This window comes from Rhizobium sp. SG570 (assembly GCF_012275345.1).
Classification (GTDB): Bacteria; Pseudomonadota; Alphaproteobacteria; order Rhizobiales; family Rhizobiaceae; genus Rhizobium; species Rhizobium lusitanum.
Map to the genome: position 1 here is coordinate 115,728 of NZ_JAAZQI010000007.1, position 25,008 is coordinate 140,735.

23 protein-coding genes and 1 pseudogene are annotated in these 25,008 nt (G+C 59.0%); 5 read left to right on the forward strand and 19 right to left on the reverse strand.

Features of this window, described 5'->3' with window-relative positions:
* Positions 1-17: 17 nt before the first annotated feature.
* The 3 genes from FHT28_RS15970 (at position 18) to FHT28_RS15980 (ending at position 2,742) form a co-directional block, all read left to right on the forward strand.
* Positions 18-839 carry an alpha/beta hydrolase gene (locus FHT28_RS15970; RefSeq protein WP_047557420.1) on the forward strand — a complete coding sequence of 274 codons (822 nt, stop codon included), beginning with the start codon at positions 18-20 and terminating at the stop codon, positions 837-839.
* Positions 836-2,053, forward strand: a complete 1,218-nt coding sequence (locus FHT28_RS15975; protein WP_112442302.1) for an ATP-binding protein — start codon at positions 836-838, stop codon at positions 2,051-2,053. The genes FHT28_RS15970 and FHT28_RS15975 overlap by 4 nt, the downstream gene beginning before the upstream one ends.
* Positions 2,054-2,124: 71 nt before the next feature.
* Complete coding sequence (locus tag FHT28_RS15980; RefSeq protein ID WP_051963925.1) at positions 2,125-2,742, forward strand: response regulator; 618 nt, start codon at positions 2,125-2,127, stop codon at positions 2,740-2,742.
* 7 nt (positions 2,743-2,749) lie between these two features.
* Here the strand turns inward: FHT28_RS15980 and FHT28_RS15985 are convergent, their stop codons facing one another.
* From FHT28_RS15985 to FHT28_RS16010, 6 genes are all read right to left on the reverse strand, one after another.
* The gene (locus FHT28_RS15985; RefSeq protein ID WP_168596717.1) at positions 2,750-3,145 is read right to left on the reverse strand and encodes a response regulator; all 396 of its coding nucleotides are present in this window, start codon (positions 3,143-3,145) and stop codon (positions 2,750-2,752) included.
* Positions 3,146-3,335: 190 nt separating this feature from the next.
* Complete coding sequence (locus FHT28_RS15990; RefSeq protein WP_168596718.1) at positions 3,336-3,914, reverse strand: AraC family transcriptional regulator; 579 nt, start codon at positions 3,912-3,914, stop codon at positions 3,336-3,338.
* A gap of 283 nt (positions 3,915-4,197) precedes the next feature.
* On the reverse strand, positions 4,198-5,265 hold the full coding sequence (locus FHT28_RS15995; RefSeq protein ID WP_168596719.1) for an MBL fold metallo-hydrolase: 1,068 nt from the start codon (positions 5,263-5,265) through the stop codon (positions 4,198-4,200).
* 171 nt (positions 5,266-5,436) lie between these two features.
* Positions 5,437-5,676 carry a DUF2188 domain-containing protein gene (locus FHT28_RS16000; RefSeq protein ID WP_037198775.1) on the reverse strand — a complete coding sequence of 80 codons (240 nt, stop codon included), beginning with the start codon at positions 5,674-5,676 and terminating at the stop codon, positions 5,437-5,439.
* Between the two features lie 216 nt (positions 5,677-5,892).
* Positions 5,893-7,005, reverse strand: coding sequence for an FAD-dependent monooxygenase (locus FHT28_RS16005; RefSeq protein WP_168596720.1), 1,113 nt, complete (start codon positions 7,003-7,005; stop codon positions 5,893-5,895).
* A gap of 9 nt (positions 7,006-7,014) precedes the next feature.
* The gene (locus tag FHT28_RS16010; protein WP_052212296.1) at positions 7,015-8,226 is read right to left on the reverse strand and encodes an MFS transporter; all 1,212 of its coding nucleotides are present in this window, start codon (positions 8,224-8,226) and stop codon (positions 7,015-7,017) included.
* A 104-nt stretch (positions 8,227-8,330) separates the two neighbouring features.
* Between FHT28_RS16010 and FHT28_RS16015 the strand changes: the two genes are divergently transcribed.
* On the forward strand, positions 8,331-9,230 hold the full coding sequence (locus tag FHT28_RS16015) for a LysR family transcriptional regulator (protein WP_168596721.1): 900 nt from the start codon (positions 8,331-8,333) through the stop codon (positions 9,228-9,230).
* On the opposite strand, the gene FHT28_RS16020 is transcribed toward FHT28_RS16015, so the two are convergent.
* The 5 genes from FHT28_RS16020 to FHT28_RS16040 all read right to left on the reverse strand — a co-directional run bounded on the left by FHT28_RS16020 (position 9,220) and on the right by FHT28_RS16040 (position 15,519).
* On the reverse strand, positions 9,220-11,478 hold the full coding sequence (locus FHT28_RS16020) for a molybdopterin cofactor-binding domain-containing protein (protein ID WP_047557435.1): 2,259 nt from the start codon (positions 11,476-11,478) through the stop codon (positions 9,220-9,222). The two genes, FHT28_RS16015 and FHT28_RS16020, sit on opposite strands and share 11 nt — an antisense overlap.
* A complete protein-coding gene (locus tag FHT28_RS16025) occupies positions 11,475-11,963 on the reverse strand; it encodes a (2Fe-2S)-binding protein (protein ID WP_037198713.1) in 489 nt (162 codons plus the stop codon). The genes FHT28_RS16020 and FHT28_RS16025 overlap by 4 nt, the downstream gene beginning before the upstream one ends.
* The gene (locus tag FHT28_RS16030) at positions 11,960-13,264 is read right to left on the reverse strand and encodes a c-type cytochrome (RefSeq protein WP_168596722.1); all 1,305 of its coding nucleotides are present in this window, start codon (positions 13,262-13,264) and stop codon (positions 11,960-11,962) included. The genes FHT28_RS16025 and FHT28_RS16030 overlap by 4 nt, the downstream gene beginning before the upstream one ends.
* Before the next feature lie 183 nt (positions 13,265-13,447).
* Positions 13,448-14,662 carry an MFS transporter gene (locus FHT28_RS16035; protein ID WP_168596723.1) on the reverse strand — a complete coding sequence of 405 codons (1,215 nt, stop codon included), beginning with the start codon at positions 14,660-14,662 and terminating at the stop codon, positions 13,448-13,450.
* Complete coding sequence (locus tag FHT28_RS16040) at positions 14,659-15,519, reverse strand: MBL fold metallo-hydrolase (protein WP_168596724.1); 861 nt, start codon at positions 15,517-15,519, stop codon at positions 14,659-14,661. The genes FHT28_RS16035 and FHT28_RS16040 overlap by 4 nt, the downstream gene beginning before the upstream one ends.
* 182 nt (positions 15,520-15,701) lie before the next feature.
* On the opposite strand from FHT28_RS16040, the gene FHT28_RS16045 reads away from it, so the two are divergent.
* Positions 15,702-17,198, forward strand: a complete 1,497-nt coding sequence (locus FHT28_RS16045) for a mechanosensitive ion channel family protein (protein ID WP_210255770.1) — start codon at positions 15,702-15,704, stop codon at positions 17,196-17,198.
* A gap of 47 nt (positions 17,199-17,245) precedes the next feature.
* Here the strand turns inward: FHT28_RS16045 and FHT28_RS16050 are convergent, their stop codons facing one another.
* The 8 genes and pseudogenes from FHT28_RS16050 to FHT28_RS16085 all read right to left on the reverse strand — a co-directional run bounded on the left by FHT28_RS16050 (position 17,246) and on the right by FHT28_RS16085 (position 25,001).
* On the reverse strand, positions 17,246-17,419 hold the full coding sequence (locus tag FHT28_RS16050; protein WP_168596726.1) for a hypothetical protein: 174 nt from the start codon (positions 17,417-17,419) through the stop codon (positions 17,246-17,248).
* Between the two features lie 295 nt (positions 17,420-17,714).
* A pseudogene (locus FHT28_RS16055) lies at positions 17,715-18,254 on the reverse strand (hypothetical protein).
* Positions 18,255-18,386: 132 nt separating this feature from the next.
* The gene (locus tag FHT28_RS16060) at positions 18,387-19,067 is read right to left on the reverse strand and encodes a YoaK family protein (RefSeq protein ID WP_168596727.1); all 681 of its coding nucleotides are present in this window, start codon (positions 19,065-19,067) and stop codon (positions 18,387-18,389) included.
* A gap of 109 nt (positions 19,068-19,176) precedes the next feature.
* Positions 19,177-20,157, reverse strand: coding sequence for an alpha/beta hydrolase (locus FHT28_RS16065; RefSeq protein ID WP_037198721.1), 981 nt, complete (start codon positions 20,155-20,157; stop codon positions 19,177-19,179).
* A gap of 140 nt (positions 20,158-20,297) precedes the next feature.
* Entirely contained in the window at positions 20,298-21,701 is a 1,404-nt protein-coding gene (locus FHT28_RS16070; protein ID WP_112442294.1) for an alginate export family protein, read from the reverse strand.
* Between the two features lie 52 nt (positions 21,702-21,753).
* The gene (locus FHT28_RS16075) at positions 21,754-22,602 is read right to left on the reverse strand and encodes a glyoxalase (RefSeq protein WP_112442403.1); all 849 of its coding nucleotides are present in this window, start codon (positions 22,600-22,602) and stop codon (positions 21,754-21,756) included.
* A gap of 54 nt (positions 22,603-22,656) precedes the next feature.
* Positions 22,657-23,103, reverse strand: coding sequence for a DoxX family protein (locus tag FHT28_RS16080; protein WP_080760561.1), 447 nt, complete (start codon positions 23,101-23,103; stop codon positions 22,657-22,659).
* An 11-nt stretch (positions 23,104-23,114) separates the two neighbouring features.
* Positions 23,115-25,001 carry an amidohydrolase gene (locus tag FHT28_RS16085; RefSeq protein ID WP_037198725.1) on the reverse strand — a complete coding sequence of 629 codons (1,887 nt, stop codon included), beginning with the start codon at positions 24,999-25,001 and terminating at the stop codon, positions 23,115-23,117.
* Positions 25,002-25,008: the final 7 nt, after the last annotated feature.

Here is a 25,008-nt window from a genome sequence, read left to right on the forward strand (position 1 = left end):
CAATGGAGTTTAGACGGATGCCTATGCTGACTGTCCGAGATGACACGCGTCTTTACTACAAGGATTGGGGCACCGGGCCGGTGGTGGTCTTCAGCCACGGATGGCCTCTTAGCAGCGATATGTGGGAAAATCAGATGATGTTCCTGGCATCCCAGGGCTATCGCGTTGTGGCGCACGATCGGCGAGGCTTTGGCCGGTCGGATCAACCCTGGCATGGCTACGACCACGATACTTTCGCAGACGATTTGGACGAGCTTATTCGAGCGCTCAATCTCATGGATGTCACGCTTGTCGGCTACGCCATGGGTGGTGGCGAAATCGCCCGTTATATCGGCCGGCACGGAACTGAAAGAGTTTCCCGCGTTGTCCTCATCGGCGCAACAACTCCGAAGCTTGCGCAAAGCGCGGACTATCCGTGTGGCGTTCCTGAGCCTGTCTTCGAAGGGGTCCGTGCTGGTTTGAGAGCCGACAGGGCGGAATTCATGCGCGGTTTCGCAAGATTGTTTTTTGGAGCGGACCGGGACGGCTCGTCGGTTTCCGAAGGAAGCATGATTCAGTTGCACCAGATCGCTATGCAAGGGTCGCTGAAGGCGGCACACGACGCGATTACCGCCTGCGCAGCGACGGATTATCGCGGCGACATCGAGAAGTTCGACGTTCCCGTGTTGATCATTCACGGAGAAGACGACGCATTCGTCCCATTCAAGGCAACCGCCGAACAAGCAATTCGGCTGATGCCCGATGCGGTGCTCAAGGTTTACGGAGGCGCTCCGCATGGGCTTTTGTTTACGCATAAGGACAGGCTGAACGAAGACTTGCTTGGCTTTCTGCAGCAATGAGCGACGGTGCGTCCTTGGGTTACACCGGCGATCCAAATCTGTTCCGCTCCTTGCCGATGGGAATTTTCCGTCTTTCCGCCAAAGGGGCATGGGAGCTCATTGCCGAACTTACTCCTTCGGAAAGCCATGGTGAGGCGATTGAGCTGAGCCAGAACGTCAGTTGTACGCTCGGCAACGCCTGCCTGATTACAGATGCAAACCCAAGTGCTTGTGCGCTGCTGCACATCGAAAATCCAGGTACCATCGCAATGGCTCCCGTTGCATCTGTCTTCCCGGAAGACACGCTCAGGCTGTTTGCAGATGGTCTATATCGACTCTTTCAGGGGCAAAAGGCGATTGCTTATGACGGCAGCTTAACCATCGCCGGCGGAGGTGAGCACCAGGTTGCCTTTAACCTTTGGCAGGGCGAAAGCGATGTCTCGCCGGACGACGTCTATCTCAGCTTTTGGAGTATCAGCGAGAGAATATCCCTCGAGCAAACCAAGGATGGTCTCCAAAGCGACCTCGCCCGTTCTGCCCGTATCTCCCTGCTAGGAGAGATGACAGCCTCGATCGCTCATGAAGTCAATCAACCGCTTGGCACCATTGTTGCGAGTGCTGAGGCCGGATTGCGATGGCTCTCCAGAGATGAACCCGACATTGCTGAAGTTCAGCAGCTGCTTGAGCGCATTGCGAAAAATGGCAAGCGAGCAGCCGGCGTCATAACGACAATGCGGGCGTTGGCGAGCAACAAAAAGTCAGAGCGCCTGCCGGCAGACATCAATTCTGTTGTCGAGGAAGCGATCCTTCTGTTGCGAACCGATCTTGCCAAACGTCAGATCACGCTACGCCTTGATCTATCGTCGAACCTGCCGTCGGTAAAAGCCGACAAAACGCAGATATTGCAGGTTATCGTAAATCTCGCATTGAATGCTGCGCAAGCCATGTCGGACGGGCATGCGTGGAATAGGACCTTATGCATTCGCACCCGGCGCGGTATCGCAGATGTCGCCGTGGAAGTCGAGGATAGTGGACCTGGCATTGACGCCCATGTTCGCGAACGGCTTTTTGAAAGCTTCTTTTCTACGAAGGAAACCGGCATTGGCATGGGCCTTGCCATTTGCCGTTCGATTATAGAAGCACATGGTAGCCAAATCGAGCTCCAGTCGACCCCTCATTTGGGTGCACGATTCAGCTTTGCCTTGCCGACAGAACAGGTGCAGACCGATGGATAAGGTGATGAACCGCTCACAGGACGGTACTCGCGGTAAATCGACCTGCATCTCAATTCGGTTTTGATATGAATATGAATTCGACACCCATTGTGCATGTCATTGATGATGACCTGGATCTACGTCTTTCGCTTGATAGCTTACTTCGGTCCGTCGGCTTGAAAACCGTGCTTCACGAGACAGTTCCGGATTTCGCTGTTTTCACGACCTCGGATGGCCCGCGTTGTGCACTGGTCGATGTTCGCCTTCCCGGCTTCAGCGGGCTCGATTTCCAAGACCAACTCATAATGAGCGAAAAGTCCATCCCGCTGATCTTCATGACTGGTTTTGGCGATATTCCAATGACGGTTCGGGCGATGAAGGCCGGAGCCGTCGATTTCCTTCCCAAGCCGTTTCGAGACCAGGATTTGTTAGACGCCGTCTCTCGGGCCTTGGAAATCGATCGCCAAAAAAGGTCCAGGGAATTGGAAGTTTCCTCTCTGAGGGCCCGCTATGAGGAGCTCAGCGTGCGCGAAAAGGAAGTGATGACACTCGTTGCATCGGGGTTTATGAACAAGCAGATAGCCGGCCGGCTATCCCTCAGCGAAGTTACGGTAAAAATCCACCGCGGGTCCGCGATGCGCAAGATGAATGCCCGTACTCTGGCCGACCTCATTAAGATGTCGGAAGCACTCAAATTAAACGAGAAATGAGCCAGCATCATTGGGGCAAGACCCCAATTTGCTTTAGGCTCGTGGCCAACTCATCAAAGCCAAATGGTTTGGCAACAACGACGCAGGCACCGAAATTGTGAGCCTTCCCCTCCAATTCCGGCGCATCACGCCCGGTCATCAGAATGATCGGCAATTGGTGATCCGTGTGGGTGCGTCGGAGAATACTCGTCAGCTCAAGGCCATTCATCTCGGGCATGTTGATGTCGCTTATGACGCAGGCAAAGTCCAAGAGGTTCGCTCGGTTGATAAATCGTTCGGCGGAACTGAAGCTCTCAACCTTGCACCCAAACGAGCGAACCAGGCTGCTCAAAGCGGCCAAGAACTCTGCGTCATCATCGACGATTCCAATAAGTGCGGTTGGCGGCATCTCAGTTTGTTTCATGTGCGTCGATCTAGGATGCCTCTCGGCTAAGCATCGCGGGACATTCGTATCCTTAATTCATCTAGTCATAAGTTCCCGACTGCCCGGTAGCGAGGCAATCACAAGGTAAGAAAGCAAAGGTTCCATAGCTCGTCCATTCATTTCGCCCTTGATTCGCATCAAATTAGCCTCAGTCGACATAATTCGCTCTTCAGGCGGCAGCTGATCGGCTGCCGGGGGTCGCCATATATCGACGCCAGGCACTGGGGGTCGTCCCCGTAACGCGACGGAAAATTCGCGAGAGATGAGCTTGATCAGCCAATCCGCAATCGAGTGCGATTTCGCACAGAGGAGCGTCACTGTTCAGCATTCGATACTTGGCAAATTCCACCCTCCGTTCAACGACGTAATTATGGGGTGAAATACCGAAGGTGACCTTAAATGCTGCCGAGAAGTAACTCGTGCTAAGCTTGGCAACCTCGGCAAGTTCATCGAGCGCAATGGGAAAGGATATGCGATCTTCGATGTAACTCTTCACGCGATTGATCTGCCAGGGAGCAAGGCCTCCCGAACTGCTCCTCTGGCGCTCTATCGGCTCGGCATGAACGGAGAAAGGCTTCAGCAAATTGGAAGCCTGCTTCATGAGATCGATGGCGATTGTCTCGTCATTTTCGACACAGCGGATCGCGCAAAGAAGAAGCGAGGATACCTCTTCTGCAGTTTCCGTCGTGACATTCTTGAAAGCGATGGGGGACGTATCGCGGGCGGGAACAGCAGCGGTTGCAGGCATTGTCTATCTCCAAGTAACCCTGAATTCTTTCATGGGGTCCATTTTGAGACCGATGCTATCTTCGCGGAATCGTACACTGATCCGGTTCCGGTACACGTGCGTGCTAACAGACCATACCAAAGTATTATTGCTGGGGAATTGGAACACGCGGAAGAGGCCGCAAGGGTGCCCAGAAAAATCAGACCCCCAGGTAAAAGGCAGGATGTTGTAGGCCTACAACATCCTGCCTCGCTTGAAGAGCCCGCGCGCAGATTTTCTGAGCTTCATGCTGGACGAGATACGTTCAGTTTCCTGTTCCAGGCGCTGCGTCGTAGTTGGCGGGAACCCAAAAGAAATGCCCATCCTTCGCGCTGACATGCCCAAGTCCGGGAAAGGAGATATGCGCCGCGCCAATCCAGTAACCCTTTTGCGCCGCGTCCGCGAAGACGGCGAGCCGCACGCTTTCGGCCATACCGGCGTCGCTGTCATAGGCAACCGTTATCGCCGGGTCGGGAAACTGCATCGGAGCGACGTGGACGACATCCCCCCACAGCAAGAGCTTCGCGCCGTTGCTTTCAACCTCAAAGAAACTGTGACCAGGGGTATGGCCGGGGCCGGCGATAGGCTTGATACCAGGTGCCAGCTCGTCGCCGTAGAAAAACGGCTTGAAACGCCCGGCGTCGATATAGGGCTTCAAGGACGCCTTGTCGCCTTCGAACATCGATTTCAACAGGCTCGGTGCCGCAGCCTCGTTGGCGTCCTTGAGCCAGTAGTCGGCATCGGCTTGGCTTACCCTTACCACGGCGTTTGGAAACGCCATTTTCCCATTGGGCGCAATGCCCCCGACATGATCGGCGTGCAAATGGGTCAAATAGATTTCATCGACCTGCTCCGGAGCGTAACCGGCTGCCCGCATATTCGCGATGAGATGGCCGCAACAGTCACCATAAAGGCTCCCTGCACCGCTATCGATCAGGATGAGTTTCGATCCGGTGTTGATCAGAAACGCGTTGATCGATCCCGCAACAGGAACTGAAAGCTTGCTTTCGGCAAGCAGTGCATCTGCTTCTCCCGGTGATGATTGATCGAGCGGCACACTCTGCCCATCGGCCAACGACGACTTCGTGAAAACCTTGTGGACCGGGAAAGGATGCGTGCCGTCGGACAGGGCCGTGATTTCGAAGTTGCCGAGCATCATGCGATAGAAGCCGGGCGCCTGGGTACCAACTTGAGGGGCTGCGGCAAGAGCGTGTCCGGTAAACAACATTGCCGTAAAAATCGAGCAGGCAACAAGAAAACCCGCGTTCAAGGCCCGGCGCGCGGCCCATCGCGATCGCCCATCGGGACCGCCGAGGAAAAGTCTACGTTTCATACGTTTCTCCTTGTGCAAGAGGACATGTCGGTTCGTTGCGCTGTGCAAACTTGCGCAGCGTCGCCGTTTGTTCAGAACCGGGATCTGAGGCGCCAATTGGCGGAGTCGTACTGCTAAGCCCGTCCGTTCGGGTGCATCCGGTGAGGGAACATATCCCTCACCCGCCGCATGCTACTCATCGGCCACACCGACTTCCGGACGATCCCCTGCTTCGACATGTTCCCGGTGCCAGGAGCCATCCTCGGATTGAAAGAGGATCTCGGCGTCCCGGCCCTCGAGTTGTTGCCTGCGGGCAGCACGATGGGCCGCGGCTCGCGCGTCGGAGTGGCTGGCATATGGCTCGGACCAGACGTCGCCAAGTCGATAGGCCCAGCCGCCGTCATGCCGTCCAATGTGATAAGTCAGATGCATCGGTGCGCTTTCTTCTTTCATCGTCATTCCATGGGTTGATGCCAAGGCATGCGGTTATTGTAGGAGAGGCCAGCCGATGAGTATTGTCTGTTTCTATGCTCCATGGACGTTTCGCCTTTGGCCTATGTCGGCGGGAGCTGCAGCATTCCAAGGGATCAAAACGGCAAACAACAGGCGGTCTCTTTCCAGGACGTGCTCAGAGTTGGCGCGTTTGATTCAAAGGGCGGAGGCGCCTAGCTGGCGGCCATAATCCGCGATATATTTGCCCACAGGCAGGCGCTCTTGCTCGTATCGAGCCAGTGCTTCCGGCAGATCATCTGAGCCCATCAAGGCCTCTCGAAGTGCGAGGACATCGCCCGCGGCCTTCGAGACACCCATGGCCGTGTGCGGCCGAACGACAAAGGCCGCGTCGCCGACCAAGGCCATATGGGCAGATACCATCTTCGCAGCTTCGAAATCGAAGATGCCCTGGATGGAGGGCTGGGGTTCCGCTTCGACCGCCATGGCAAGCTGCGGCGGCAGCATCGAAAGAGCATCCTTTTGCAGGATTTGCAGGCGCCCGTCGGACAGGGCACCGCGCGGGAGCGAATAATCAAATATCCGGCCATCCGCGGCGGTGAATTCCGTCCGCAGATCGTTCCCCGCCACTGGTCGATACCAGACCCAGTTGTACCTGCGCTCGCCGCGCCCGGTTTCGCCATGTGGGCCAGGCACCAGATAGCCAAGCACGTGGATCCCGCCGGTGATATAGAAGGCAAAACGGCCCAGCAGGATCGCGGCCTCTTGTGGCAATGCTGTCTCGGGAACGAGACCGCGCCAGGCGACGTAACCGGCGAAACGATTGCTTGCGTCCCGGTTCAGAAGAGGGCGAACGACCGAACCAAGTCCATCGGCGCCTATGACCAAATCAGCTTCCTCACGCCCGCCATCGGCGAAAATGATCTGCGCACCCTCAGGGCTCTCGACCACGCTGTCTATGGGATGTCCGATCATATAGCTATCGGCGGTCATATGTGATGCGACGGTCGAATACAGAAAATCCCAGGAAATCTGCATTTGCGGCGTCGCGAGACGTTCGGCAATGCTTCCATCCCGGTTGAAGTAGATCCGCTCGTCGGCGACCACGCCGACGCGAGCTACCTGTTCGCATCCAATCACACGCAGGATACGGAAAAGATCCCGTTGGCCGACGAGCCCTGCTCCCCGCCCGGCAAGACCGGACGAAGAGCGTTCGTAAATTCTGACGTCGTGGCCATCGCGCTGGAGGAGGATGCCGGCGAACAAGCCGGCAAGCGATCCTCCGACGATCCGAATACGCAACCGCTTCATGATATTCTCCTATCGAGCCTGAGCGGCGGTTGTCGAACGGGTACGATGTCCAGCGGCGCGAACCACCAAGGCGAGAAGAGCAAGCAGGGCGCCGAGAGCACTGACGCCGAACCAGCCGGCATAACTCCAGGCAGCGGTCGCCAGGGCAGCACCGACCGCCCCACCAAGGAACATCGCGGTCATGAAGATCGTGTTCAGACGGCTGCGAGCGTCGGCATCAAGCGCATAGACGATATGCTGGTTCGATACGAGCGCACTCTGGATGCCGAAATCAAGAATGACCACGCCAATCACGAGTGCCGTAAGCGAAGCCCAAAGACCGAAGATGACCCAAGCGACCAGAGTGAGCAAGGCGCCCATCCAGACGACGAAATCGGGTCCGCGACGGTCGGCGATCTTACCGGCAAGCGGCGCCGCAAAGATACCGGCCGCGCCAACGATGCCGAAGAGACCAGCCACGTCTGCGCCGAGATGGAAACGCGGTGTTGCCAGGTAGAGTGCAAGAATCGTCCAGAAGGCCGTAAAGGAGCCGAAGAGCGCGGCCTGCATCAGCGCCGCCGTGCGCAGCGCGCGTTCCCGCCTCCACAGATGGGCAAGGGACTTGATGGCATTATGATAGGCCATCCGGGATGTTGGCCGGTGGTGAGGCAGCGCAAAAAACATGAGAGCCGCCGCGGCAAGCGCCAACGGCACGCCGATCCAGAACATCTGACGCCAGCCCGCATGCTCGCCAACGAATCCGGACAGGGTCCTGCTGAACAGAATTCCGGACAGGACGCCGGCCATGACAGTGCCGATCGTGGATCCGCGCCTGTCGGGGGAGGCGAGCGAGGCGGCGAAGGGAACGATTTGCTGGGCGACCGTGGAGCTGGCGCCAACAACGAGTGACGCCGCGACGAGCGACCAGGCCGAAGGCGCGATGGCCGCAAGCGCGAGAGCCACGGCAAGAACGATGAACTGGCCGATGATCAACTTGCGCCGGTGTACGAGGTCGCCGAGCGGGAGCAGGAAGAATAGACCCAGCGCATAGCCCAGTTGAGTAGCTGTCGGGATGAAGCCCGTGATTGGCTGGTGCTGGAACTCGTTTTCGATGATCCCGAGCATTGGCTGGTTATAATAGATATTCGCCACGGCGATGCCACTGGCTGCTGCCATCGCGAATAGGGCCGGCTTCGAAAGCTGTTTTGAACCTGCCGGCCGGTGTTGACTTATCGTGTCCATGGTCCTTGCCTTTCTGGCTGAAGAAGTATGCAGATATCTAGCTTTTTATCGAAAAACGTTTTAGTCATCTTGAATGATTGGCCTGTGTAACGGTTTTCGATATAATGGACACGAATGACGTTCTGGTCTTCACCTCCGCGGTTTCCAGCGGCAGCCTCGCCGCCGCGGCCCGGCGCCTTGGCGTCACCCCCATGGTCGCGACCCGCAGACTGGCCGGGCTGGAAGCTGAGCTCGGCGTGAGGCTGCTACATCGCACCACGCGATCGCTCTCGTTGACGCCGGAGGGCGAAAGCTTCCTGCCGTTCGCCCAGGCTCTCGTCGATAACGAGGCGGCGGCGATGGCGCTCCTGCATTCCGGAACGGAAAGCGCCTCGGGGCTGCTGCGCATGTCCGTGCCAATTTCATTCGGCTTGAAGTTCATCATGCCGATCGTGCCACGGCTCCTGGAAGACAATCCTGATCTCAGAATCTCCGTCGATATGACCGACAGCCTGCCCGATCTCGTGACGACCGGAACGGACCTCGCAATCCGGATCGCCCGTCTCAGGGACAGCAGCCTTATCGCCCGCAAGCTCGCGGACAATCCTCGGGTCATCGTCGCCAGCCCCCGCTACCTTGCCCGTCGCGGCGTGCCATTGTCTCTCGACGACCTCGCCAATCACGATTGCCTGCCGCTTGCCGGCGCCACCCACTGGACCTTCCGGGAACACGGCGATGAGCGGCATGCCAGACTGAATGGACGCTTTTCTTGCAGCAGCATCGCAGGCTGTTACACGGCATGCCTTGGCGGAGCCGGTATTGCCCTGTTGTCGACCTGGTATGCCGCCGACGACATCAAAGCCGGCCGCCTGGTGCCGATCGATTTTCCAGGCGCACAACCAGAGCCGATCAACATCTGGGCCGTCTATCCGACGACACGTTTGGTGCTGCCGAAGGTCCGTGTCTTCATTGCAGCTTTGCGTACCGCGCTGGCGGAGGCCGGTATTGAAGGAACTACAGAGTGACGATCGCCGTCCTCACCCTTTCCGGCGTCATGGGCATGTCCCGGAAGCGTATGCCGGTCGCGTCAGCCAACGCATTGGCAAGTGCCGCCGAGGTCGGTCCCTGCCCGCATTCGGCCACGCCCAGAAACGGTTGACCCGGCTGTTCTTCGACGATCACATCGATCTTTTCCGGGATATCGAGGAAACGCAGGATCGGATAGGCGCTCCAGTCGAAGCTCGTACGAATCGTTTCGTTATTCGTCACCTCCTCGCGCGTGCACCAACTGAGGGATTGGATGATGGCACCCTCGATCTGGTTCTGAACACCGTTCGGACTGACGACCTCGCCGCAGTCGGCGGCTGCCTGCACTCGGTGGACGGTGATGCGGCCGGTATTCTGGTCGACGCTGATTTCCAGGCAGACCGCGCAGTAGGCGCCCAGATTCTTGTATCGTGCGAAGGCCATGCCGAAACCGTGGAAAGGTCCCCTCTTCTGCCGTTTGCGCCACCCGAAGGCATCGGTCGCGGTTTGCATGACCTGCCGTGCGCGAATATCGGCCATATGATTCATCCGCAGCTCAAGAGGATCGATATTGCCGGCAAGCGCCAGCTCATCGAACATGCTTTCGATCGAGAAGACGTTGAGATGCGCCCCCAGCGAACGCAACGCCGAGACCCTGATCGGCATGTCCTTGATGAAGTGATAAAGCACATTCATGTTCGGCAGATCGTAAAGCGGGTTGGAGTTGCGGCTTCCGTCTCCCTCCGGCATCGGGATCGGTTTGCCCTCCGGCTGCGGAAATCCGGGCACGACCTCGTTGCCGATGAGCACACCGCCGGCGCCGACCGGGCGGTTATTATGGGGATTGCTCCAGACATCGTATTTCCACGCCACGATGCGGTTGGAGGCATCCAGGCCGGCATCGACCTCCGTGACCATGCCTGGACCGAGCGGCTCCCATCCGAACTCCTGCTCCCGCATCCATTGCAGACGGACCGGCCGGCCGGGAACGGACATGGCGATATAGGCAGCCTCGGCGGCGACATCGTCCGCGCCGTTCTGACCATAGCAGCCTGCACCCTCCACGTGGATCGCGCGGATTTTGCCGATCGGCCGTCCGAGCAACTCCGAAGCGACGCGGCGCACGTCATAGGTACCCTGGCTATGGGTCCAAATTGTCAGGAGATCGTCCTTGAACAAGGCGATCGCACACGAGGGGCCGATGGAACCGTGACTGATCCATCTGCGCGTGTAGCGCGCCGATACCGTCTTGACGGGCGCGGCAACGGGATGGGCCACATCGAGGATGACGATGTCGCGGGCCGGAAGCGCCTTCAACGTGTCGGTCACATCGCCTGTCGGGAACGGCGCCCCGGCTGGCTCATAGTCGGACGCCTGGAGCTTTCGCATCAACTTGATCGCGTCCCATTCCCTCTCAGTGACGACAGCGGCGAAATCGCCGTTCTGGACGAACTTGAAGACCTTTGGCATTGCTTCGATTTCGGCGGCTGGCGGCAGCTTCAAACGCGTCCGTTCGCTCGGCCCGCGCAGCATGCGAGCATGCAGCATGCCCGGCAGCCGCATGTCGTGAATAAATGCCTGCCCACCGGTTGTCTTGGCGGGAATATCGAGCCGAGGAAGGTTCGTGCCCATCGTGCGGAACTGGGCCTTCTTCCGCAACGGCGCGTCGGCGATCGCCTCGACATGAAGTGAGAGCGTAGCCGCGACCTCGCCGTATGAGACGCTGCGACCATCGGGCGCGAGGATGCTGCCGTCGCCGCTCGTGGACAATTGTCCGGCTTCGACCTGCAATCGCTCCGCTGCCATTTGCAGAAGCAGCATACGGACATTGGCCGATGCGTTGCGGATCGCGGTGCCGCTATCTTGCATCGAATGGCTACCCGCGGTCAGCCCCTCATCGGGCGTTCTCGCCGTATCGACCGTTACGAGCGCTACCGACGCGGGTGGCAGATCGAGCTCTTCCGCAGCAACCTGCAACAGTGCGGTCCTGATGCCCTGGCCAAGTTCAGCCTTGCCGGTGAAGACAGTCGCATGTCCCTTACTATCGAGCTGGATCCAGGAGTCGAGATACGGCCACGACTTCAGGCTTCCTGGAAGTCCGGGAGCGACGACTTCCGGACCAGCACCTCCTTCGCCCCCGCCAGCAAGCTGCCCAAATGCCGGCCGAGTAAGCGCAAATGCAACTGCGATGCCGCTCGCACCGAGAAAGGAGCGCCGGGTCAACCCCGTGTTCTGCCTGGCGTTCATTGCGCACCTCCGTCCATAGTGGCAGAGGAGATCTCACGGCTCGCCCGATGTACCGCCCTCAATATTCGTGCATGCGTTCCACAACGGCAGAGATTGGGCTGCATGTGCACGCGAATTTGCTCCTCGCTCGGCGAAGGATTTCGGTCGAGAAGAGCCTGCGCACGCATGATCATGCCGGCGATGCAATAGCCGCACTGGGCAGCCTGTTCGTCCTGGAACGCCTTCTGGACAATGTTTGGCTTCTCGACCGAGCCCAGTCCCTCGATGGTCCGCACCTTCCTGCCGTCAAGGAGGCCAACGGGCGTCAGGCAGGAAAAAATGGGTTTGCCGTCAATATGCACCGTGCAGGCGCCGCATTGTCCGAGGCCACATCCGTATTTGGCGCCGTTCAGCTCCAGATCGTCGCGCAGCACGTAGAGAAGCGGCGTATCCGGCTCGGCTTCCACGACGTGGTCCTTGCCATTGACATTGATCGAGATGGTCATTCCGCGTTCTCCTTGCGAATGTCGGCAACGGTCGCTTCCAGGTCCCGCCATGCCGGCTTGTCGGTGAAGCGGGCGCGAGCATAGGCGAGCAGGTCCGCTAGCTGCCGATCGGTCACGGTGCCGGAAAAGGACGGCATGTACGCTCCCTTTTCCCCAGGCGCCGCGATACCCTGCAGCAATGCCTGCACGGAGTTTCTCGGATCGTCGGCCTTCAGGTCGGTCGTAAATGAAAGCAGCTGTCGCCCGTTGAGGTTCATCGGCGCACGCGGCGCATGACAGCCTGAGCATGCGCCATCAAAAAGAAGATCGGCATCAGGATGCGCCGCAGCAGCAGCGGAACGGTTATCCATGGCGGGTTCCGCATCAACCGCCCGCTCACCGGATATCGGAGCGGGATGCATCCGGGAATCGATATAGACGGCGATCGCCTCGACATCCGCGTCGTTGAGGCGGGAGAGCCCTTCGACTACCGGCCCCATCGGTCCGCCTGCCGCGCCATGGCCGCTATCGGACCCCCTCTTGAGATATGCGAAAAGGGAGGCAACGTTCCATCTGGCGGCGGAAGGGTTTGTCTCGTCCAACGCGGGCGCATTCCAGCCCTCCGCCACGCCGCCGGCGAATTCCCGTCCGCTCTCCTCGCCGCCGGCGAGATTGCGCGGCGTATGGCAGCCGCCACAATGGGCAAGGCCGTCCACCAGATACTTGCCGCGGTTCCAACTGGCGCTTTCGCTCGCCAGAGGCTGGAATTCCGTCTGCCTCAGGAAGAGCAGCTTCCAGCCGGCCAGTAACGGCCGAAACCCAAGGCCCGGAAGCAATTGGTTTTCCGGCGCCTGCCGCGCGACCGGCTGGCGGGTCATCAGAAACGCATAGATGGCTTCGAGGTCCTCGTCGCTCACATGGGTAAAATGCTCGTAGGGCAAGGCCGGATAGAGATGGCTTCCGTCCCGAGCGACGCCCTGCCTCATCGCGCGGCTGAAGGCAGCAAGCGACCAGGTGCCGATCCCCGTCTTCTCGTCAGGAGTGATGTTGTTCGAAAAAAGCGTCCCAAAGGGCGTCGGCAGGGCGCGCGCGCCAGCGAAGGGAGCGCCGTTCGGCGCGGTGTGACAGACGATGCAATCACCGACGGTGACAAGCTGCTCGCCCCTGACCACAAGGTTGCGATCGAAGTTTGATGCCGACGGGCGGCGGATTTTGGCAATTGGCGGCTCGTAGACGAGCCATGCCGCCAGTCCGAGTCCGGTAACGATCGCAGCCGACACGAACGCGGCTCCGATTGCCAGATATCGCTTCGAAAATTTCATGAGGGCGGTTCGCTCTGGTAAACGTTGCTTTTATTTCATTCATCGGCCTCGGCCTCTGCCGTGTCTTGTCGCGACGCCCGGCGTTTTGGATAAATCGATTGATCCTCAAACCCTTCCCCTGTCCAAGAACAATGGCAGGGCGCGCCTTACGGTCCGCTCTGCATTGCACCTATGCGAAAGGGGTCAGTGTCCGCGGGCCCCACGGGTGCTGCGGCTAGCGACGGCACTTCTGACGGCGTCGAGAAGGAGCGTCACCAATGCCAGCACTGCGACGGTCGCCACCCCGATATCCACCGCGAACGAGAGGCTCGCCCAGGTCGCGATCTTACCCAGCAACAGGGCGACGACGGCCTGGGCCAGATAAGCAACGAGGAACAGCGCCGAGAGCGTTGCGCCTCTATGCGTCACGGGAGCTGCGGCGTTGACCAACGAAAGCCCCCCAAGAAGGAGCAGGCTGTAGGCCATCCCGCTGCCGATCTGGGCAATTGTATAGAAGACCAGCGAGTGCAGGGCCCCGGCGAGCGCCAGCAATCCCGAGGAAACGATGGCGATAACACTACCCGCGAGCATGACCCTGCCAGGCTTGGCACCTCGCGCCGGAAAGGTGGCAATGGCGGAGGAAATCGCAAATAGAGCGATCGTGCCGCCGTTGACGAGCGCATTCTGCGACGCAATGATATCCCGCGCCACCTGCGCGCCAAGAGAAAGCGTCATGGCTCCGAGCACATAAGAGGCCGTCACGGCGGCCGTTGCCGTCACGAACGTCGCAAATACGCCGTTTGGGATGGAAGGCAACCTCGGCCGCCAGCGGCCGGCTGGCCGCGACGCCGTATGGTTCGGCAGCATCCAGGTTGCAGCCATAACGACGACAAGAACCGCAGTCAGGACAACGAAATTCAATCGCGTCGGCAGAGGCGCATATTCGATCAATGCGCCGCCGGCCAGAGCTGCGCCGATCATGCCAAACGCCTGGGCGGCTGCCGTCGCACTACCGGCCTGGGCGGTCCGGCCGGGCGCGCTGAACTCGACCACCGCTGCAGCAGACGGCCCAGCGGACAGACCCACGCCGACGCCCATGAAGGCCCTGCCGATGAAGATCCGGTCCACATCCGGCGCAAGCGCAAACATGATCGTGCCCGTCAGCGACGCCGCAAGACCTAGCAGCATTGCCTCCCTGCGCCCGATATAGTCCGACACATTGCCGAAGACTACGAGCATGAGGACGACAAAGACCGGATAGACGGCGAAGATCGCCGTGGTCGTGAAGGTCGTCAGATGCCATTCCTGCGCATAGAGCGGATACGTCAGGGCAGGAGCGGCACTGGTCCAGATCGTATGAGCGACGACCGCCGCAGCCGTCAGGAAGCTCGCCTTTCTTCCGAGAACCTTACGCCTCATGATCGTGCCTCCGTCATAGGACTGAATTTGAAGGTCTCGCCCTCCTTGCTGACACTTCCGACACCGGGATAGGTCCAGTGGTAGCCAAGAAGAATGGCACTGTCTCGTGCGGCTCGTTCCAGCAATGCGCGGCGCGTGGTTCTCGCCGTTTCGGGATGCATGTCAAAGCCGAAGCTCCAGTCGGGATGCTCAACGGAGACGATCTGGCTGGCGGTCGCATCGACGGTGATGATCAACGGCACGTCGCCGTCCAGCACGAGCGAGATGTGTCCCGCCGTGTGGCCAGGCGTCGAGAGAACCCTGAGACCGGGTATGATCTCGTCGCCATCTTCGACGAATGTCACGCGATCCGCGATGGCTTGAAGGTCGCGACGAGCGCCGGTGACAAAAGGCTGAATTGCCTCTGGCAAGGCGCTTGCCTCTTCTCCCATCCAGAATTCCCATTCCGAGCGCGTGATGTAATAGCGCGCGTTGGAGAAACGCAGCGTTCCGTCCTCACGTATCATGCCCCATATATGATCGGGATGGGCATGCGAGAGGATGATCTTTGTAACATCCCCTGCCTTTACACCAACGGAGTTCAGATTGCCTTCGAGTTGCCCCCCGCCCGGCTGAAAAAGCGACCCCGCACCGACATCGACAAGAATGACATCGTTTGCCGCGATGATCAGGGGAATGTTGGACTGCGCCTCGGCGACGTTATCGGCTCCGGCAAGCCGGGCGACGATTTCCTCTCGTTCACCATCGGTCGCTTGGGGCGCAAAAATTTCTCCGTCGAGCACGATCGGTCCGTCGGACAGCACCGTGACATCGAAGAGACCATGCTTGAAGCTGTGAAATGTCATTGGTTTGTTCATTTGCCAAACTCCTGTGTTTCCATGAACCAGATGTCGGCGAATTCGATCGAGATTGAAATTGGCTACAGAAGCTATGAATTGTTCACTATTACTGAACAATGGGGCGCCAAATTCAATTGGAATCGCCAAGACATCGCCTAGGCAATGGTCTACCGCTGGTGGGCTGCAGTCTGGAACGCGCCATGCAATATCTATCTGATCCCATTGTACAATTTGTGTTTCTCGTCGCCATGCTGACAGTGGCGCATTCTGCCCTGCCACGGCACAAGGCGGTACGCTTCGCCGTCGATGTCGCTTTCTTCGCAACCCTGACTGCTGTTCTTTTGGCGAATGGGGTTGCGCCCTATTCGGCGGTGGTCAACGCTTCCGATTTGTGGCACCGGCTGTTTTATGGTCTCGCAAAGACGATCTGGTGGCTCGGTGGCGCGATGATGCTCGTCAGTTGCATCAGATTATTCCTGATCTTCGAGCGTCGCCCCCGCGAAGCCCGATTCGTCCAGGACTTGATCGCCGGGATCATCTATGTGGGGGCAGTCCTTTCCGTGGTGGCCTATGTGTTCAGCGTGCCGGTTGGCACGCTGATCGCAACATCGGGGGCCTTCGCGATCGTCCTCGGCTTTGCGCTGCAAAGCTCGCTATCCGATGTCTTTTCCGGCATCGCACTCAACCTCGGACGCCCATATAGCGTCGGTCACTGGATCATTCTCGAAAACGGGGTCCAAGGTCGCGTGATCGAGACCAATTGGCGAGCCACCCATCTGTCCAACGCGGCAAACGACCTCGTGGTCATCCCGAACAGCGCGCTAGCAAAATCGCAACTGGTCAATCTCAACAGTCCCGACGAAACCCATGGGATTACGCTGTCGATCAGGCTTGCGCCGACACGACCGCCAGCAGCCATGGCGCAATTGCTCGATACGGTCATGTTGGCAAGCAACCATATTTTGCGCGCTCCAGCACCGACGGTTTCGATCGTCAACCTCAGCAAGGAGGCCATAGAATTTGAACTGGCGTTTCGTCTCGGCAGCATATCTGAGACACTCACCGCAAAGAATGAGATCTATGATCTGGTGTTCCGGCACGCACAGGCGGCGGGGATAGCGCTTGCCAGTGACAACACGCTCGTTGCACCCTCCCTCTTGCAGCTCGCGACGGCATCAGAGGCACCGCCCGAGACGTCGTCGCAACTCATCAAGACGCTGCCGTTGTTTTTGGCACTGACCGAAAAGGAGCGCGAAACCCTCTCGAACGCGGCCGTTCGGCGAACCTATGCAAAGAGTGCCGAGATCCTGTCTCAGGGGGAACGCTCGTCTGCATTGATGCTCGTCGAGAGCGGCGTGGTGATGGTGGTGCGGCAGGAGGATGGAGGGGACATCGAGCTCAATCGGCTTTCGCCTGGCGATTTCTTCGGCGAGCGCGGTCTGTTGATCGGGGCGGAGGAGCCCGGCCGCATCGTCGCGCTCACACCGGTCGTCACCCGTCAGATAGGCCGAGATCAGCTTTGCGAAATCTTGCGGGACCGTCCGGCTCTTGCGGAAGATATCGGCTTGACGCTTGCCGATCGCCTTGAGCAGGAAAGGCGTCTTCAGGGCGTCGGCGACATGCATGCGCAGCATGCGCAAACATTGGCCAACCGCATCCGCCATCTCTTCCAGCTGCCGCATTCAGCGACGGCATGACCGATGCCTTCAGGGCTGGCTACGGGTCCATCGACATGGCTGCAACATCAGTCCAATCGGCCAGAGGCCGGCGCGTCGCCCTCGGGAAGCGCTCCGTCCAGACCGTTGTCTTCGGTCGATGTCTTCGTAACGGGAACCTCGAGCGAAAGGTCTTCCATTTCCGGCAGGCTCGCAATACCGTTGCGAACATGGGCATCGGCGATCCTCTTCTTTTCGACCATTCAGACGTCCTTTTTCAAATTTCGATCCGTTCACCAATCATCCTTTCGCCCGATCCGAACGTCTTGAATATCCGCATTCAGACTTGAACATGCGCCCACATCAAAACGGCGAACTGCGGATAGCGAAATGGATCGAATATGATTGAACGCCCCGTTACCAATGAGGTTCGATTGTTGATGAGATCATCAGCGCCGCCGGGTCGTGAAAGTTAAGTGAAAAAGCCGTCCCTCCATCGCTACCAACGCTGGAGGGGCTGCTGAGAGATAACCCGCGTAGTTCGGCGCAGGGAAATCCCTAGGCTGCGACATCATGCTTTTCCCTTGCACGCCTCGCAATGCTCTCCGCAAACAGCGGCGTCTCGCCTTTATTGTGCGCCGACGATGCTTCCTGGCGGGTTTTCGCGGCGTCGGCGAAATTGATGTTGTTCTTCTCGCAGAATGCAAGAAATTCGTCCGTGGCGAATGCCCGTACATGGTTGGTGTATTCGCAACGACCGGCGTCGATCGCCTTGGCGCTCAATTCCCAAATGACCTGCACCTTGGTCCGACCGTAAGCGGTCATGACGTCCGAAAGGGAGACCATCTTGCAATAGTCCGGCCGGGCAACCTCGGCAATCTAGTGCTGGATCACCAGGCTACCGCCGATTGTTTCGACATTAATCGACATCCGACGGCCATCATCCGCCCAGGTGGCGCCGGCGGCAATATGGTCGGGGGAGCAACGCTGATATTCCGCATCGGGCAGGCTGAACAGCCACTCGGCTATATCGACATTCTCGATTCCGACGTCAATGACATGGGTGTAGCTGGAATCCGACATTTGACGATCAGACATTTCAAGCCCCTTTGACGAGATGGGTGGAAGTCGCTTTGAAAGCGACTTCCCGGAATTGACGCGAGTCGGATTTTGCCGCCCCCGCATTTGCCGGAACATCGCTCGATATGCTCAGGGCCAATCAGAGACGAGTTAATCGCCCTCTGGCGTTTCAATCTGGGCAAGGGGAGCACAGATGGCGAGAATGGCGGGGACGACAAAGCACCATATGGGGGCGAGGACGTATGCCAGTGCTCCCGCCCCACAGCCCAGCGCAAAAATGATGACTGCCAGAACCATCCGCTTGAGACGCGAATAAGCAACCGTCGTGTTCTCCGATTTGCCCCCTGCGGCGATGTCTGCAAGATCGAGCATGATCTGCGTCGTCGTTCCGGTCATGAGGGTCGAAGGCGGAGACTTTGGGAGGTGAGCCCGATGGATGCCGTTTTGCACCGCCATGGCGGCGACGAGGACCATGCCCATTGCGAAGGCTGCCGGGCTGTTTGGATCGTTGAACGGCCCATAGATTAGGGCGACGGCAAATGCGGCGAGAAGCAGAACCAGCTTGCCCAAAAGCAGGGACCGCAGCACTGGCCGCCCGCTTCGGCTCAACACAATTCCGATTATCCGAGATGCAAAGACGACGACACAAAAGACAGGAAGAGCGAGAAGCTTTGACAGCACGCCACCCGTGCCCAGCGCTATCGATGCGCCCAAGGTCACGAAATTGCCGGTTACGTGGGCGGTAAACAATCCGCCAAGCGCCAGAAAGCCGACAGTGTCGACATAGCCGCCATTGAAGCTGAGGAGAAGGGGAAGAGGGATTTTTTTCATTAACTGAGCCCTGTTGGAAATCCAGCCTGTGATCTGGCGCTCTGAGCAGTGCTTCGATCGGGAGACCTGCGGCTGCGCAAAGGCGTAGCCGCAGGCCGGCTTCAGACCGTCAGGCCTTGATAAAGGCGAGCAAATCGGGGTTGATGACGTCTGCATGAGTGGTCAGCATGCCGTGCGGATAACCCTTGTAGACCTTGAGCGTACCGTTCTTGACGAGCTTGACGGAAAGCTCACCGGAGTCGGCGATCGGAACGACCTGGTCGTCATCGCCATGCATCACGAGCGTCGGCACGGTGATCTTCTTGAGGTCCTCGGTCTGATCGGTTTCGGAGAAGGCCTTGATGCCGTCATAGTGGGCCTTGACGCTGCCCATCATGCCCTGGCGCCACCAATTCTGGATCACGCCGGGATAGATCTTGGCGCCTTCACGGTTGAAACCGTAGAACGGACCTGTGGGGAAATCGACGAAGAGCTGTGCGCGGTTTTCTGCGACGCCTTTGCGGATGCCATCGAAGACTTCCATCGGCAGGCCGCCCGGATTGGATTCAGTCTTCAGCATCAGCGGCGGAACCGCGCTGACGAGAACAGCCTTGGCGACACGCCCCTGCGGCTGACCGAACTTCGCGACGTAGCGGGCAACCTCGCCGCCGCCGGTGGAGTGGCCGATATGAACGGCATTCTTCAGGTTCAGGTGCTCGACTACGGCGGAGGCGTCGGCAGCGTAGTGATCCATGTCATGGCCTTCTGCGACCTGCGACGAACGGCCGTGGCCGCGGCGGTCGTGTGCAACGACACGGAAGCCGTGCTGCAGGAAGTAGATCATCTGGGTGTCCCAGTCGTCGGAGGAGAGCGGCCAGCCGTGGTGGAAATGGATCGGCTGGGCGTCCTTCGGACCCCAGTCCTTGTAGTAGATCTGCACGCCGTCTTTCGTTTCGATGAAACTGGTGGTCATTGGCGGAAGTCCTTCTTTCTGTGCGGAGTTGGTTTTGGAAAGGGCGAGCGATGGCATCACCATTGCGGCGGAAAGCGTTGCACCGGCAAGTAGTGTCTGCCGGCGGGAAAACATCATCACTTCCGGGTCGTGAGACATAGGCGTTCCTCTTCGATTACACACCCATGAAGTAGCCTGTGAAGAGCGCCCCGCTCTTGTCTGATAGTCGCGTTGTTTGGACGAAGCTAAGGTGACGAGGGCTTGGCATTCACGACTTTTCTCAACCCCTCGACCCAGTGTCACCAGGCGAAACTCAGCTGCGCTCCGAGATAGTTGCCGTCGCGGCCGCCGGCATGGCGGATGGCATTGCCGATGTCATAGTGAACCGCTTCGATCGCACCGGTAAGGTTGGCCGTGAACGTGTAGTCCAGCCTGATCTGCCCGTAGGCTCCCGTCCAAGCGCCGCCTCGACCGGCGGTTCCGAGCAGCGGCTGGCTGGGCTGGACATAGATCGCGTCTGCCGTCGTTTGCCGCCATAGCAACCCGACCGCGCCGGTAAGCGTCAGTTTGTCGTTCGGCTTCACGGTGACCGAAGGCTTGAGGTGAATGAGGTTGGCATAGCCTGTGTAACCGGCAAGCGAGAAGTAATAGCCGTTTGGAAACAGCGGATTGAATGTGCCGACGGTGTTATCGCCGGGATGACGGTCGCCGGAGGCGATATCGAACTGGAGGCCTATGCGGGGCGTCCAAGCAACATCTTCAAAGGTATAGCCGCCGCGGGCGCCGAATGCCCAAGCTCTTATGTCCTTGTCGCCGACGGTACCGAACTGCCCCATGCCTTCAATATCCCAGTCGACCGCGCTGTGGTTGCCGGCAAAGCGGGCATCGACTATGTGCCGATCCTCATCGCCTGAAGCGTCGAGATAATGCGCATTCCGGCGCTGGTAGAGCGAATAATAGGCGCTCAACTCGTTGCCGTCGAACACCTGACGCTCGATGCGTAGGGTGCTGAAACGGAAATCGCCATTGGACGTGTCGTCGAACGGCCTCTCATTCCTGTATTGCACGGGCTGGCTGACGAAGCCGATGAAGCGCCAGGGGTCCGACTCCCAATCGGCCCACACCGCATCGAAGGATTGGCGGACGTTTGGGCCGTCACGCGACGAGACGAAACGCTGCAGATCGAACGCGAAGTCCTGCCTGCCGACCCGGGCCTTGAAGGTTCCTGCGTCGAATGTATGAGAGTAGCTGACGAACGCGAGACGAAGATCTACCTTGTCGGCATCAGCCGGACCGATGTCCTTCTTGCCAAAGGCGCGATCGTCTTCGAACTGCGTGAAGACCTGCCAATCGTCAAAAAGATGCAGGTCGATGTGGAACTGTGCACGCTGAATGACATAATTGTCGCGCTCGACACCGCCTATTCCAAAGGCCGGCGAGCGATTGCTCTCGAAACGTTCGCGCAGGTTGGCCCCGAACGAAACATAGGTTCCAGACTGGCTTCCCGACAGCGGAACATATTTGAGTGCATCAAGCGGTGCCGTTCTGAGCGTCGGATCTACCAGCACCGACCAATTCTCCTGCCAGCGATTGGATTGGATCGAAGGGCGCTTCTGCTTTTCCGGCTTGTCGGCAGCGGACGCTGCCGACGACACGCACGAGGCAGCCGCCGCAATCAAGATCAAGACGCATTGCGCGCGCATATCAAACTCCGAAACCGAGATGCACCGGGATCGTGACGATCCCCTTTAAAGATTACTGCGATGAAAGCGAATGAATCTCGGCAACATAGCCGCCCGGGAATTCGACCATCGCGGCCTGGCGCTTGTCGGAGCTGTAGGCATTGACCAGGACCGTCGCTCCGTTCGCCTTGGCCTTGTCGAGCGTCGCTGCGAGATCCGATACTTGGTATCCCGTCGTCTCATGACCGTAGGGGAACGGCAGATGCCCGTCCGTGACAAGCACGGTCATCTTGCCGAAAACAGACTCGATGCGAATACGGCGGAACGTGTCGTCGGGGCGGCCGATTTCGATGCCCGAGGCTTTCTTGTCGTCCGAGACGACCTTGCCTTGAGAGAAAGCAAGGAATGCCTTGACGAAATTGCTGACGACATCCGGAGACACATAGACCCGGTTTTCCGGAATCGTCTCGAAGGCGGCATAAGCCGGTTTGCTCGTGTGCCAATACAGCTGCATGTTGACCCCGCCCGGCCATTGAACAACCACATCGCGGCCGATCGGATCGGGGAAGACGCCGACAACGACCGAAGCACCGGCGGCGCGGGCGGCAGCGATCGCCTGATCCATGTCGGTAACCAGATATCCGGTTCGCTCATAGCCGAACGGATAAGGGATCGGCGTCTTGAAGCCGAAGAGCGACACGGTTCCGACCGGCGTCTGCAGGAGCTGCGAGCTCGTGCTGCTCGGTGTCGGCGTCACCGTGGCGACGACCTGCTTGGTGCTGGTGCCACCAAAGGTACCAAGAAAGCTGCTGACGAAGCTGTCCACTTTGTCTGGATCGACGTAGACATGCGAGGTGTCATATTGCGAACCGACGCCAAGCTGCGGGTGTGTGGCCCGGGCAAGCACGGCACCAGTCGGCATCAAGACAAGGGCGGTCAGAAGTCCGATCGTGTAAGCATAACGGGTAAGCATGTCTTAAGCCTCCATAGTCATTGAGATATCCCGACCGAGATCGAGCCAGGCTACTAGCAGGAAGCCACCGACAAGACCAAGATGTTCGAAAAAAGAATTGGCCGCCATGAAGCGCTCCATTCCGGGAGGTAGCTCCCAGAAGCGAAGCGCCAGGAAAGTGGCCAGAAGCGTAAAGGCGGCGAGCGCAAGCGCACCCAGCCAGCGAAAGAACCCGGTGAGGATCATTGCCGAGGCGACAAGTTCAAGGATGATGACCAGAACCGCGAGAACGGGTGCAGGAGACAGGCCGAAATGGTTCATTTCGCCGATCGCGCTATTGAAGTCGGTGAGCTTGTCGAGCCCCCCCTGCAGATAGGCGGCACAGAGGCCGAGATAGGCGACAAAGCGCATCCATGGCGCCCCGAAAACGGGGCGCGCTATCCCAGCAAATTTGCTTTCAAGAGCGTGCATCTCGTTCCTCCTCATACTGCCCAGCACGCGCAACCGAGGGCTCCGAAGAAGCCCTTGAGATCAGAGATCGGCAACTTCGACGTCCAGGCATTGGCGTGGGCATGACCGTGGACGTTGCAGTCGTTGGCGCAGCCGCAGGAGGCGATCAGGCGGCGATGCAGCGAGTTTCTTCCCGCACCCTCCGGCTCGCCCCAGGCGGCATAGCCCTTGAAGCTGCGCACCGGCGACCAGTCGGGCATGGCGGGCGGAACGGGGTTTTCATCAAGCTCGGCGAAGGGGCCAGCGCCGTAGACGATCTTTCCGCCAACCATGGTAAGTTCGGAGGTGAGGAAGGAAATCTCTTCCTCGGCACAGGCAAAGAAATCCTTGTCCGGCACGATGAGATCGGCGAACTGGCCCTTCTCGATGCGGCCTTTCTTGCCTTCCTCGTTGGAGAACCAGGTGACGTTCTCCGTCCACATTCGCAGCGCCGCCTCGCGATCGAGGCAGTTGGCACGAGGATAAAGTTGCATGCCGCCAATCGTCTTGCCGGTGATCATCCAGGAAAGCGACACCCAGGGGTTGTAGGAGGCGACGCGGGTGGCATCGGTGCCGGCAGAAACCTTCACGCCTTTATCCAGCATGCGGGCGATCGGTGGCGTTGCTTCGGCTGCGCCATGACCATAGCGTTCGACGAAATATTCGCCCTGATAGGCCATGCGGTGCTGGACGGCGATGCCACCGCCCAGAGCGGCAATGCGATCGATCGACTGATCGGAGATCGTCTCGGCATGGTCGAAGAACCAGTTCAGACCTTCGAGAGGGATGTCCTGGTTGACTTTCTCGAAGACGTCGAGGGCACGGCTGATGGTTTCGTCGTAAGTGGCATGCATGCGCCAGGGCCAGCGGTTCTCGGCAAGAACGCGGACGACCTCCTCCAGTTCGCCTTCCATCTCCGGCGGCATGTCGGGACGCGGCTCACGGAAATCCTCGAAGTCGGCCGCGGAAAAGACCAGCATCTCGCCGGCGCCGTTGTGGCGGAAATAGTCATCGCCCTGCTTGTACTTTACAGAGCTCGTCCAGTTGAGGAAATCTTCCTTCTCCTGCTTCGGCTTCTGGGTGAAGAGGTTGTAAGCCAGCCGCACCGTCATCTGGTCTTCGTCGGCGAGTTTCTGGATGACGGCATAGTCGTCGGGATAGTTCTGGAAGCCACCGCCTGCATCGATGACACCGGTCACACCGAGACGGTTCAACTCGCGCATGAAATGACGGGTCGAGTTGACCTGATAGTCGAAGGGTAGCTTCGGCCCCTTGGCGAGCGTGGAATATAAGATGCCGGCATTGGGTTTGGCGAGCAGCAAGCCAGTCGGATTGCCATTGGTATCGCGCGTAATCTCGCCGCCAGGCGGGTTCGGCGTGTCCCTGGTGTAGCCGACAACACGCAGAGCCGCGGCATTCAGGATCGCGCGATCATAAAGATGCAGGATGAAGACCGGGGTATCGGGTGCGATCGCGTTGATCTCGTCGATGGTCGGCAGGCGCTTTTCGGCAAACTGGTGCTCGGTGAAGCCGCCGACGACGCGAACCCATTGCGGCGGCGGTGTGATCGCCACCTGCCGCTTCAGCATGTTCATCGCGTCGGCAAGCGAGCGCACGCCGTCCCAGCGCAGTTCCATGTTGAAATTCAGGCCGCCGCGAACGACGTGCGTGTGGTTGTCGATCAGGCCCGGCAAGACGCGCTTGCCCTTGAGGTCTATCACCCGCGTCGCCGGACCGGCCAGCGCCATGACCTCGGCGTCGTGGCCGACGGCGAGAAACTTGCCGTCCTTGATTGCAACGGCGCTAGCACTTGGATTTGTGCGATCAAGCGTCTTGATCAGGCCATGATGCAGGATGAGGTCGGCGGTCGTATTTTCCATTGTCTTC

What these genes read in the sequence shown, in the direction of transcription:
- FHT28_RS16070 (WP_112442294.1), bottom strand. Translation starts at nt 21,701, where the DNA reads ATGCGCGCGCAATGCGTCTTGATCTTGATTGCGGCGGCTGCCTCGTGC.
- FHT28_RS15995 (WP_168596719.1), bottom strand. Translation starts at nt 5,265, where the DNA reads ATGAAACGTAGACTTTTCCTCGGCGGTCCCGATGGGCGATCGCGATGG.
- FHT28_RS16065 (WP_037198721.1), bottom strand. Translation starts at nt 20,157, where the DNA reads ATGTCTCACGACCCGGAAGTGATGATGTTTTCCCGCCGGCAGACACTA.
- FHT28_RS16085 (WP_037198725.1), bottom strand. Translation starts at nt 25,001, where the DNA reads ATGGAAAATACGACCGCCGACCTCATCCTGCATCATGGCCTGATCAAG.
- FHT28_RS16010 (WP_052212296.1), bottom strand. Translation starts at nt 8,226, where the DNA reads ATGGACACGATAAGTCAACACCGGCCGGCAGGTTCAAAACAGCTTTCG.
- FHT28_RS16075 (WP_112442403.1), bottom strand. Translation starts at nt 22,602, where the DNA reads ATGCCGACTGGTGCCGTGCTTGCCCGGGCCACACACCCGCAGCTTGGC.
- FHT28_RS16060 (WP_168596727.1), bottom strand. Translation starts at nt 19,067, where the DNA reads ATGAAAAAAATCCCTCTTCCCCTTCTCCTCAGCTTCAATGGCGGCTAT.
- FHT28_RS16015 (WP_168596721.1), top strand. Translation starts at nt 8,331, where the DNA reads ATGGACACGAATGACGTTCTGGTCTTCACCTCCGCGGTTTCCAGCGGC.
- FHT28_RS15985 (WP_168596717.1), bottom strand. Translation starts at nt 3,145, where the DNA reads ATGAAACAAACTGAGATGCCGCCAACCGCACTTATTGGAATCGTCGAT.
- FHT28_RS16030 (WP_168596722.1), bottom strand. Translation starts at nt 13,264, where the DNA reads ATGAAATTTTCGAAGCGATATCTGGCAATCGGAGCCGCGTTCGTGTCG.
- FHT28_RS15980 (WP_051963925.1), top strand. Translation starts at nt 2,125, where the DNA reads ATGAATTCGACACCCATTGTGCATGTCATTGATGATGACCTGGATCTA.
- FHT28_RS16020 (WP_047557435.1), bottom strand. Translation starts at nt 11,478, where the DNA reads ATGAACGCCAGGCAGAACACGGGGTTGACCCGGCGCTCCTTTCTCGGT.
- FHT28_RS16080 (WP_080760561.1), bottom strand. Translation starts at nt 23,103, where the DNA reads ATGCACGCTCTTGAAAGCAAATTTGCTGGGATAGCGCGCCCCGTTTTC.
- FHT28_RS15990 (WP_168596718.1), bottom strand. Translation starts at nt 3,914, where the DNA reads ATGCCTGCAACCGCTGCTGTTCCCGCCCGCGATACGTCCCCCATCGCT.
- FHT28_RS15970 (WP_047557420.1), top strand. Translation starts at nt 18, where the DNA reads ATGCCTATGCTGACTGTCCGAGATGACACGCGTCTTTACTACAAGGAT.
- FHT28_RS16005 (WP_168596720.1), bottom strand. Translation starts at nt 7,005, where the DNA reads ATGAAGCGGTTGCGTATTCGGATCGTCGGAGGATCGCTTGCCGGCTTG.
- FHT28_RS15975 (WP_112442302.1), top strand. Translation starts at nt 836, where the DNA reads ATGAGCGACGGTGCGTCCTTGGGTTACACCGGCGATCCAAATCTGTTC.
- FHT28_RS16050 (WP_168596726.1), bottom strand. Translation starts at nt 17,419, where the DNA reads ATGGTCGAAAAGAAGAGGATCGCCGATGCCCATGTTCGCAACGGTATT.
- FHT28_RS16025 (WP_037198713.1), bottom strand. Translation starts at nt 11,963, where the DNA reads ATGACCATCTCGATCAATGTCAATGGCAAGGACCACGTCGTGGAAGCC.
- FHT28_RS16000 (WP_037198775.1), bottom strand. Translation starts at nt 5,676, where the DNA reads ATGCATCTGACTTATCACATTGGACGGCATGACGGCGGCTGGGCCTAT.
- FHT28_RS16040 (WP_168596724.1), bottom strand. Translation starts at nt 15,519, where the DNA reads ATGAACAAACCAATGACATTTCACAGCTTCAAGCATGGTCTCTTCGAT.
- FHT28_RS16035 (WP_168596723.1), bottom strand. Translation starts at nt 14,662, where the DNA reads ATGAGGCGTAAGGTTCTCGGAAGAAAGGCGAGCTTCCTGACGGCTGCG.
- FHT28_RS16045 (WP_210255770.1), top strand. Translation starts at nt 15,702, where the DNA reads ATGCAATATCTATCTGATCCCATTGTACAATTTGTGTTTCTCGTCGCC.